Here is a 304-nt window from a genome sequence, read left to right on the forward strand (position 1 = left end):
CGGCGCCACCGGCACCGGCAAGTCGGCCACGGCCGCCTGGCTGATCGAGTCGGTGCAGCGGCCCACGCTGCTCATGGTCCAGAACAAGACCCTGGCCGCCCAGCTGGCCAGCGAGCTGCGGGAGCTGCTGCCGAACAACGCGGTCGAGTACTTCGTCTCCTACTACGACTACTACCAGCCGGAGGCCTACGTCCCGCAGACGGACACCTTCATCGAGAAGGACTCCTCGATCAACGAGGAGGTCGAGCGGCTGCGCCACTCGGCCACGAACGCTCTGCTGACCCGTCGGGACGTCGTGGTGGTC

1 protein-coding gene is annotated in these 304 nt (G+C 67.4%); it reads left to right on the forward strand.

What is annotated here, in order from left to right:
• The coding region (locus IG178_RS24745; RefSeq protein WP_193215244.1) for a DEAD/DEAH box helicase family protein at window positions 1–304 on the forward strand (304 nt) is incomplete at both ends.

Origin of the sequence: Neoluteolibacter marinus (assembly GCF_014904755.1) — a bacterium.
Lineage (GTDB): Bacteria > Verrucomicrobiota > Verrucomicrobiia > Verrucomicrobiales > Akkermansiaceae > Haloferula > Haloferula marina.